Below are 9,139 nucleotides of genomic sequence, written 5' to 3'. Positions count from 1 at the left end.
GCTCTTGAGGCCAACGTCGATGACGGCCTTGTCGCCTTCGATTGCGGTGATGGTGCCCTTGACTACGCGGCCTTCGAAGCCGCCGCTGGCGGCGCCGCCCAGCGATTCGTCGAGCATCGCGGCGAAATCGTCGCGAGTCGGTGTGGCAGTGGTTGCCATTTTCAGTTTCCTTAGCATCGATGTTTCCGGCCAAGCGGTTGTATCCGCTGGTCTTTTCTCCACCCCGGCGGGATTGCCGGCGTGGGCCAAAAGGGCCGTTTCCTGCAGAGGCCGGATTGCCTGCCGCAGCATCCCGTCAGCCCGAAGGCCGTCAGGACGGCTGGGCCCTAGGTGAGGGGGCGGCGAAAAGCAAGGAAATTGGGCGGTTTTGCGCCAGCCCGAGCGGGGCTCCGAAGCCTAGTCGGCCGTGCCCGGGCGGGCGCGGTGGATCCAGCAGTTGATGGACAGCCGCGCATTGGCGAGGCCCTCGTCCTGCGCTGAAACTCGCGCGACCTGATGCCAGGCAAAACTGGGAAAGGCGACGAGGCGGTTGCGACGGGGAGCGATGGATACCGCCGGTTCGGTGCCGTTGAAGGCGAACAGCTCCAGTTCGCCGCCAGTATGGCGCGCGGATGGCCGCGAGAAGTAATAGACCGCGCTGATCACCCGGTCAGTTGTGCGCGCGGCGGCGGCGGGTCCGAAGTCGCTGTCAATGTGGCGCTCGAAAAAGGCGCCGTCGAACTGGGCGTTGAGCTCGTATTCATAGCGAGCGGGCGGGCAGGGCTGGATGCCAGTGGCAGTGAACAGGTCGCCGAGCCGCGCGGAGACGGCGGCTGTGAAGGCTGGCTCGCAGTGGCCGAGGCCCCCGGGTGCCTGCCATAGCCGGCGCGATCCGGCATAGCCGTGGCCGTTGATGTCACTATCGATGGCGATTTCGAACAGGCGCGGCTCTTCAGCGGCAACCTGTGCATCGAGTTGGGAAATTAGGTCATCCGGCAGGAAATCGTCGATCACGAGGTAGCCGGGGACTATCTGGCGGGCCATTGCCAGCGTTTACAACGAGGTAAACGCCCTGCCAACGCGGTTAACCTTTAGCCGCGTTCCCGGATAAGATCGACGAGCGCAATGGCGCGGGCGATGGCCTCTTCGCGGTTGAGCAGCGAGGTGTCGAGCACCACGGCGTCTTCGGCGGCGAGCAACGGCGCGGCGGCCCGGGTGGCATCGCGGCGGTCGCGTGCTTCGAGGTCGGCGGCGATCGAATCGAGCGAGGCTTCGCGCCCTGCCTGCTCCATCTCGCGGAAGCGCCGTTCGGCGCGGGCCGGGACCGAGGCGATGACAAACAGCTTCACTTCGGCCTCAGGCGCAATCACCGTGCCGATGTCGCGCCCGTCAAGCACTGCACCGCCCGGCTGGGTGGCGAAGCTGCGCTGGCGTTCGTAAAGCGCCTGCCGCACGGACGGGTGGACCGAGACCCGGCTGGCGAGACCGCCGGTCGCCTCGGAGCGCAGTTCGGCATCGCCCAGCAGGCTGTCCGGAAAGGAGCAGGCGGCAAGGGCATCGGCGCTGTCGTCCGGATCGCCACCGTCCAGAAAACACTGCCGCCCGACCGCGCGGTAAAGCAGTCCGGTATCAAGATGCGGCAGCCCGAAATGCCCGGCGAGCGCCTTGGCAATGGTGCCTTTGCCCGAGGCGGTCGGGCCGTCGACGGCGATGATCATGGGCGGGCCGCCTTGCGGGCGCGGATTGCCTGAACCAGCCCGATCAGGGCGATGACCCCCCAGCACAGTTCCAGGACCACGACGGCAAGGTTGAAGTGGACCGACAGCGATGCGAGCAGCAGCACCGCGCCGACAAGGTTGGCTGCGTTGAACAGCAGTTTGTCCATCTTCGGCGCAGCATTGGCATAGGCAAAGGCCGCGAGGAACAGGGTGCTGCCGATCAGTCCGACCACATTGGCCCAGTCGAAAGTCACCGGGTTACCTCCTCGAGCAGTTCCTCGAACACCGGGAAGCTGGTGGCGATCGGGCGGGTATCGTCCACTTCGACGCCCTTGACGCTGGCCATGCCGGCAATGGCCATGGCCATGGCAATGCGGTGATCGAGGTGCGTGGTGATCGGGCCTTCGGTGCCGGCCAGCGGATCACCGCCGGTGCCATCGATGAGCAGGCCGTCCTCGTTCTCGGTCACGCTCGCCCCGGCGAGCGTCAGAGCGGCGGCCATGGTGGAGAGGCGGTCGCTCTCCTTGACGCGCAATTCGTCGAGGCCCGAGGTGACCGTGCGGCCTTCCGCCAGCGCGGCGGCGACGAAGAACACCGGGAATTCGTCGATCATGCTGGGGGCAAGCGTGGGATCGACCTCGATGCCCTTCAGCGGGGAATGATGGACGCGCAGGTCCGCCACCGGCTCGCCGCCAACCACGCGTGGGTTCTCTTCATCGATGCGCCCGCCCATGTCGCGTAGCAGGCCGATCAGCCCGGCGCGGGTGGGGTTAAGTCCGACATTGCGGATCAGCAGTTCGCTGCCGGGAATGATCAGTGCGCCGACAATGAAGAAGGCGGCGGACGAGGGATCGCCCGGAACCTCGATCACCTGCGGGCGCAATTCAGCCTCGCCGCGCAGGCGAATCACGCGCGTCCCATCCACTTCCTCAACGTCCAGTTCCGCGCCGAATCCGCGCAGCATCCGTTCGGAATGGTCGCGGGTCGGCACCGGCTCGATCACCGTCGTGATTCCCGGCGTGTTGAGCGCGGCGAGCAAGACCGCACTCTTCACTTGCGCCGAGGCGACGGGCAGGCGGTATTCGATCGGCACGGCGGGCGAAGCGCCGCGCACGGTAAGGGGGAGGGTCTGAGATCCTTTGGCACCCTCAGCCGAATCGAACGCCGCGCCCATGCGTGACAGCGGCTCGATCACCCGGCCCATCGGCCGCTTGGACAGGCTGGCATCGCCCACGAAAGTTGCGTCGATGGCATGGCTGGCGACAAGGCCCATCAGCAGGCGCGTGGAAGTGCCCGAATTGCCCATATCGAGCGGCGCCTGCGGTTGCAGCAGTGCGCCGACGCCGACGCCGTTCACCACCCATTCGCCGATTTCCTCGCGCTCCACCCGCGCGCCCATTGCGCGCATGGCGGCAGCGGTGGACAGCACGTCCTCGCCCTCAAGCAGACCAGTGACGCGGGTCTCGCCCACGGCGAGCGCGCCAAGCATGATCGAGCGGTGGCTGATCGACTTGTCGCCCGGCACGCGAATCTCTCCGCGCAAGGCTCCGGCAGGGCGGAAGCGGCGCGGGCGCATGGCGGCGGCATCGGAGTGGCTCAAGGGTCGGAGCTTTCGTCAGGGCAGGCGGAAATGCGCGCGGCTTTTGACAGCGCGGGCGCACTATGGCAAGGCGCGCGTCCTTCGACAGGCTCAGGATGGGCGGGGCGTTGGCGCAAGCCTTCGCCGCAAGGTTTCAAGCGATTTTCGCGCCGCGCGGCGCACACGAGGAATGGACATGGTCAAGGCTGAATGGGGTGCCAAGCACGGCTGCCCGAAGTGCGGCACCCGCTTTTACGATCTCGGCAAGGACGATCCGATCACCTGCATCGAATGCGGCTATGCCTGGAACATCGATCCGGTGCTGAAGTCAAAGCAGCCGATTCCCTTTGAAGAGGTCAAGAAGGACGTCGTCGTGGCCGACTCCGATCTGGCCGAAGACGATATCGACATCGACGAGGACGGTGACAGCCCGGACAACGACGTCGATCTGGGCGGCGACGATGACCTTGGCGTTGCCGGGGTTGATGGCGACGACGACGAAAATTAAAACCCTCTTGCCAAGCTCGGGAGCCGCTTCTAATGGGCGGGCCTTCCCGGGCAATGGCACGGGGGTGGTTCACCTTTCAGGCGGACCGGAATGAATGGTACGGGGCCTTAGCTCAGCTGGGAGAGCGCCTGCATGGCATGCAGGAGGTCAGCGGTTCGATCCCGCTAGGCTCCACCATTCATAAAATATGCTTTTGAAGGCAGCTGGTTGGCGAGGTTTCGCCCACCGGCTTTTTTCGCGTTTTGGAGAATTGGTTCCATGTTCGAAACCTTGTCAGACCGCCTCGGCAGTGTCTTTGACAAGCTGCGTGGGCGCGGCGCGCTCAACGAACAGGACGTTCGCGATGCCATGCGCGAAGTGCGAATCGCGCTGCTCGAAGCCGATGTCGCGCTGCCCGTCGCCCGCCGTTTCATCGATGACATCACTGAAAAGGCCGTCGGCCAGTCGGTCCTGAAGTCGGTTACGCCCGGCCAGCAGGTCGTCAAGATCGTCAACGATGCGCTGGTCGAAATGCTGGGCGGGGAAGATGTTCCCGGCCTCGATCTCAATGCCGCGCCGCCGGTGGTCATCCTCATGGTCGGCCTCCAGGGCTCGGGCAAGACGACCTCGACCGCCAAGCTGGGCAAGCTGCTCAAGGAAAAGCACGGCAAGAAGGCGATGATGGCGTCGCTCGACGTCAACCGCCCCGCCGCGCAGGAACAGCTGCGGGTGCTCGGCGAGCAGGTTGGTGTTGCTACCCTGCCGATCATCGCCGGCCAGCAGCCGGTAGAGATTGCCGCCCGCGCCATGCAGGCGGCCAAGCTGCAGGCAGTCGACGTGCTGCTGCTCGATACTGCGGGCCGCCTCCACGTCGATCAGCAGTTGATGGAAGAGATGAAGGCGGTTGCCGCCATCTCTTCTCCTAAGGAAACGCTGCTCGTCGTCGATTCGCTCACCGGTCAGGACGCGGTGAACGTGGCGCAGAGCTTTTCCGGTCAGGTTGACCTCACCGGCGTGATCCTGACCCGCATGGACGGCGATGCGCGCGGCGGCGCGGCGCTTTCGATGCGCGCGGTCACTGGCAAGCCGATCAAGTTCGCGGGCATGGGCGAAAAGCTCGACGCGCTCGAAGTCTTCCACCCCGGCCGCGTGGCTGGCCGCATCCTTGGCATGGGCGACATTGTCTCCATCGTCGAAAAGGCGGCTGCCTCGATCAAGGAGGAAGAGGCCGAGGCCATGGCCAAGCGCATGGCCAAGGGTCAGTTCGACATGAACGACCTGCGCACCCAGCTTCGCCAGATGCAGTCGATGGGCGGCCTTGGTGCGCTGGCTGGCATGATGCCCGGCATGAAAAAGGCAAAGGCGGCGATGGCGTCGTCGGGCATGGACGACAAGGTTCTGCTGCACATGGATGCGATCATCGGTTCGATGACCGCCAAGGAACGCACCCGGCCCGACCTGCTCAACGCCAAGCGCAAGATCCGCATCGCCAAGGGCTCCGGCACGCAGGTGCAGGACGTCAACAAGATCCTGAAGATGCATCAGGAAATGGAACGGGCGATGAAGCAGATCCGCAAGATGGGCGGCCTTGGCGCGCTCGGCAAGCTGTTCGGCAAGGGCGGAATGCCCGGAATGGGCGGCGGCGGAATGGGTGGAATGGGCGGCGGCGGCGGTATGGGCGGAGCTGGTGGCGCGCTCCCCGGCCTCGGCGGTTCGATGCCCTCCAACCTCAACGATCTTCTCAAGAAATAAGTACAACCGAAATAAACTGATTACTTCGAAAGGTAGTTCAAATGTCTGTTTCCCTTCGTCTTTCGCGTGGCGGTTCCAAGAAGCGCCCCTATTACAAGATCGTCGTTGCCAACAGCCGCGCCCCGCGCGACGGCAAGTATCTTGAGCAGATCGGCACCTACAACCCGCTGCTCGCCAAGGACGACGAAAACCGCGTTCGCCTCGTCGAGGACCGCGTGCGTTACTGGCTCGGCGTTGGCGGCCAGCCGACCGACCGTGTTGCCCGCATGCTCGACAAGGCCGGCATCAAGGAACGCGCTGCCACGGTGAACCCTAGCAAGGGCGAACCCGGCAAGAAGGCCAAGGACCGCGCTGAAGACAAGGCTGCGAAGCTGGTTGAAGCCGAAGAAGCCAAGAAGGCTGCCGAGGCTGAAGCCGCTGAAGCTGCTGCCGCCGCTGCTGCTGCTCCCGCCGTTGAAGAAGCTGCTGCCGAGGAAGCCCCGGCTGCTGAAGAAGCCAACGAAGCGACCCCCAACAGCGATGCCGGCGACGAAGCCGATGCCGCTTCGGGCGAAAGCGCTCAGGCTCCGGCCGAGGGCTGATCCTTGGCGCAGGATAAGCCCGTTACGCTCGCCGCCATCATCGGCGCGCATGGCATCGCGGGCGAAGTCCGGCTCAAACTGTTCGGTGAAGGCGTGGACTCGCTCAAGCGATTCCGCGCCTTCAACGATTTTGGCGGCGGCAAGGCGCTCAGCGTCGAGAAGCTGAAGGACGACGGCAAGGGCGGCGCGATTGCCCGCTTTGCCGAGGTTAAGGACCGCAACACCGCCGAGGCCCTGCGCGGCACCGCGCTGACAGTCGCCCGCTCGGCACTGCCGCCGCTGGCCGAGGGCGAATATTACTACGCTGATCTGCTGGGCCTTCCAGCGGTTTCCACCACCGGAGACGCGCTCGGTACGGTTGTGGCGGTAGAGAATTTCGGCGCTGGCGACGTGGTCGAAGTCCAGCGTCCGGACGGCAAGCGCTTCATGGTGCCGATGCGAGACCATGCGGTTCCCGAATGGGATGCTGCGCGCATGGTCATCGCCGAGGCCTTTTCACGGGAATGATCCCCACCGTTCAGGCGCCGCTGTTTGCGGGCGATATGAACAATAATCCTGCAATGATAAAAACCTGCTGGTGACAGGCGGCGCTACGTCCTTATATCTCCAAGTAGGCAGCGGGGGCGCAAGTCTTGGAAAACAAGCAGGATATCGATGGTTTGACGATCGCAGGGCTCGCCCTGCTGCTCATGTCAATCACTACGATGGTTCACGAGATCGGGGGCCACGCTGCAATGTGCCTTGCCACTGGCGGAACAGTGACCAAGTTGGGCGCTTTCTACGCAACCTGTCATAGTCCCGATGATTCCACACGCCGGTTGGTTGCTCTTGCCGGGCCCGGCATCGATGCAGTGCTTGGCCTGATATTCTGGCAAATGCGCGGGCGGTTCAAGAGCGATCTGGCACGACTTGTGGTCTGGTATTGCGCCTTGTGCTTTTCCTTCTCAGCAGCGGGCTATGTCCTGTATTCCGGCATTTCCGGAATGGGCGATCTGGGCCCGGGCGTAGGCGGCGGCATCGGGTTATTGCCGCATTCGGGGATCTGGCGTTTTGGCTTCGCGCTGGGTGGAGGGCTTGCCTACGTCATGCTGGTCAGGGCGGGGACAGCGAGCTTGACGGCAATGATTGGCCAAGGAATCGGAACGAGGGTGACACGCAGAAAGATTGCTCATGTGTTCTACGCCGTTTTGTGCCTCTCGGCGGTGCTTGCCAGCCTGCCCAACCCGGTCGGCTTGTTCGTGACGCTGGCATCTGCGCTGGCGGCTACATTTGGCGGCAAGGCTGGGATGATCTCGATCGGTTTTTCTGCCCGGACCGGCAGTGGCGCAGCCTTGCCTTTCCGTATCGAACGGAATTGGATAATCGTGCTGGTGGGGCTCGCGGCATCGCTGGCGTTCGCCCTTGTTCTCGGGCCGACGATCACGCTTGCCTCATGATACCTTCACCAACTTTTCCACTTCCTTGCCGAACTGCTTCATGTCGAAGTTTTGCGGATCGTCGTGGGCATCGGGAATACCGGCGTCGACGGTGTTGTGCTGGGCCGGGATCAGCCAGCGACCGGCACGTGCGCTGACATAGACGTAGAGCGCTGCCAGCATCCGGTATTGCGCCTTGGAAAAGCCCGGCTTTGGCCCCTCGGTCGCCGCGCGGGTGGTTGCATCGCCCACGAAGCGGCGCGGCTGGACCGTCTCGATATGGACAAACCGCCCGCGCGCGCGGGGGCCAACCACGCGGCTTTCCAGCTTGGTCGCGCGCCAAGGTTCCTGGAATTCATGCCCGGCCCAGATCTGCCCGACGCGGTTGAGAAAGATGTGCGCGACGGGCTCATTGGCGATCTCGTCCGAAATATAGGGCTGGAACGAGTTGACCTTCAGATCCTGATCCAGCCGCTTGGGAAACGGATCGGACTTGTAGAACGGCGTGCTGGTATCGTGAATCACGTAGTATTGCAGCGGGACGCCCTCCTCGGTCTGCGACACCGGCGCATCGGCGTGGACCTGGGCATAAGCACGGTAAGGCTCCGGGAATGCCGCGATCGCCGCCGCCTTGTGCGCGGCGCTGGGCGACGGCGCGTTCGTCAGCAGCCGGGAAAAGACCGGCGGCACCGGCTGCGGCTTCCTCACCGCGAACTTCTCGATCTTGCGCAGCAGGCAACTGGCCTGCTCAATCGGCGTTCCCGCAAAGGTCAAGGTGTCGCGGTCAAAACGGCATTCGCCGATTTCCTCGGCAAGGGCGGGGAAGGGAGCGGCGATCAGCGCCAGAGGCAAAATCAGGGACTTGCGCATGCCTCCACCTTCGCCCTTGCGGGAGGCGCCTGCAAGTCGGCAATTGCGCCGCCGCGCGATTTGGCCGAAAGGCGCGTGCCATGACATTCCGTGCAGCCGTCCTCACCCTCTATCCCGAGATGTTCCCCGGCCCGCTCGGCATCAGCCTTGCCGGCCGCGCGCGGGACGAGGGCAAGTGGGCGCTTGATGCGATCCAGATCCGCGATTTCGCGGCGGACAAGCACCGCACAGTTGATGACACACCCGCTGGCGGCGGGGCGGGGATGGTGCTGCGGGCGGATGTACTCGCAAGCGCCATTGATCATGCCCGCAGCCTCAATCCGGATGCCCCCGTGATCGCCATGACCCCGCGCGGAAAGCCGCTCTCTCAGACCCGCGTACGTGAACTTGCCGCCGGTCCCGGCGTGATCGTGCTGTGCGGCCGGTTCGAGGGTTTTGACGAGCGGATCTTCGCCGGGCGGCAGGTGGAGGAAGTCTCGGTTGGCGACATTGTCCTGTCGGGTGGAGAGCCGGCCGCGCTGATGCTGCTTGATGCTTGCATTCGCCTGCTTCCCGGCGTAATGGGCGCGGCTTCCAGCGGGACTGAGGAGTCGTTCGAGAACGGCCTCCTTGAGTATCCGCACTACACCCGGCCTGCCGAGTGGGAAGGACGCACGATCCCCGAAGTGCTGCGATCGGGGGATCATGCGAAGATCGCGGCTTGGCGAAAGTCACAGTCCGAGATCGATACACGGTTACGCAGACCGGATCTTTGGGAG

At 64.4% G+C, this 9,139-nt stretch carries 11 protein-coding genes and 1 tRNA gene; 7 read left to right on the top strand and 5 right to left on the bottom strand.

The window, feature by feature from the left end; all coding sequences use genetic code 11:
- Positions 1-396: 396 nt before the first annotated feature.
- The 4 genes from RMO89_RS06175 to aroA are packed head-to-tail and all read right to left on the bottom strand — an operon-like array spanning position 397 to position 3,273.
- Positions 397-1,023 (bottom strand): 2OG-Fe(II) oxygenase, encoded by a 627-nt coding sequence (locus RMO89_RS06175; RefSeq protein WP_310531875.1) that lies wholly within the window; start codon positions 1,021-1,023, stop codon positions 397-399.
- 47 nt (positions 1,024-1,070) lie between these two features.
- Positions 1,071-1,697 carry a d(CMP) kinase gene (locus RMO89_RS06170; protein ID WP_310531874.1) on the bottom strand — a complete coding sequence of 209 codons (627 nt, stop codon included), beginning with the start codon at positions 1,695-1,697 and terminating at the stop codon, positions 1,071-1,073.
- Positions 1,694-1,951, bottom strand: coding sequence for a CBU_0592 family membrane protein (locus tag RMO89_RS06165; RefSeq protein ID WP_310531873.1), 258 nt, complete (start codon positions 1,949-1,951; stop codon positions 1,694-1,696). The genes RMO89_RS06170 and RMO89_RS06165 overlap by 4 nt, the downstream gene beginning before the upstream one ends.
- Positions 1,948-3,273 carry a 3-phosphoshikimate 1-carboxyvinyltransferase gene (gene aroA / locus RMO89_RS06160; protein ID WP_310531877.1) on the bottom strand — a complete coding sequence of 442 codons (1,326 nt, stop codon included), beginning with the start codon at positions 3,271-3,273 and terminating at the stop codon, positions 1,948-1,950. Before aroA ends, RMO89_RS06165 begins: the two co-directional genes overlap by 4 nt.
- Before the next feature lie 199 nt (positions 3,274-3,472).
- Here aroA and RMO89_RS06155 point away from each other — a divergent pair, with 199 nt between their 5' ends.
- The 6 genes from RMO89_RS06155 to RMO89_RS06130 all read left to right on the top strand — a co-directional run bounded on the left by RMO89_RS06155 (position 3,473) and on the right by RMO89_RS06130 (position 7,532).
- On the top strand, positions 3,473-3,784 hold the full coding sequence (locus RMO89_RS06155) for an FYDLN acid domain-containing protein (RefSeq protein ID WP_310531872.1): 312 nt from the start codon (positions 3,473-3,475) through the stop codon (positions 3,782-3,784).
- A gap of 101 nt (positions 3,785-3,885) precedes the next feature.
- Positions 3,886-3,961 (top strand) — tRNA-Ala (locus RMO89_RS06150).
- 81 nt (positions 3,962-4,042) lie between these two features.
- Complete coding sequence (gene ffh, locus RMO89_RS06145; protein WP_310531871.1) at positions 4,043-5,515, top strand: signal recognition particle protein; 1,473 nt, start codon at positions 4,043-4,045, stop codon at positions 5,513-5,515.
- A 41-nt stretch (positions 5,516-5,556) separates the two neighbouring features.
- A complete protein-coding gene (gene rpsP / locus RMO89_RS06140; RefSeq protein WP_310531870.1) occupies positions 5,557-6,096 on the top strand; it encodes a 30S ribosomal protein S16 in 540 nt (179 codons plus the stop codon).
- 3 nt (positions 6,097-6,099) lie between these two features.
- Entirely contained in the window at positions 6,100-6,603 is a 504-nt protein-coding gene (gene rimM, locus RMO89_RS06135; protein WP_310531868.1) for a ribosome maturation factor RimM, read from the top strand.
- Positions 6,604-6,728: 125 nt separating this feature from the next.
- A complete protein-coding gene (locus RMO89_RS06130; RefSeq protein ID WP_310531866.1) occupies positions 6,729-7,532 on the top strand; it encodes a hypothetical protein in 804 nt (267 codons plus the stop codon).
- On the opposite strand, the gene RMO89_RS06125 is transcribed toward RMO89_RS06130, so the two are convergent.
- Positions 7,527-8,381, bottom strand: coding sequence for a hypothetical protein (locus RMO89_RS06125; RefSeq protein WP_310531864.1), 855 nt, complete (start codon positions 8,379-8,381; stop codon positions 7,527-7,529). The two genes, RMO89_RS06130 and RMO89_RS06125, sit on opposite strands and share 6 nt — an antisense overlap.
- Positions 8,382-8,461: 80 nt before the next feature.
- Between RMO89_RS06125 and trmD the strand changes: the two genes are divergently transcribed.
- The coding region (gene trmD / locus RMO89_RS06120; protein ID WP_310531863.1) for a tRNA (guanosine(37)-N1)-methyltransferase TrmD at positions 8,462-9,139 on the top strand (678 nt) is incomplete at its 3' end.

Origin of the sequence: Novosphingobium sp., assembly GCF_031424035.1 — a bacterium.
GTDB lineage: Bacteria > Pseudomonadota > Alphaproteobacteria > Sphingomonadales > Sphingomonadaceae > Novosphingobium.
This window is presented reverse-complemented; position numbering and strand designations above follow the sequence as displayed.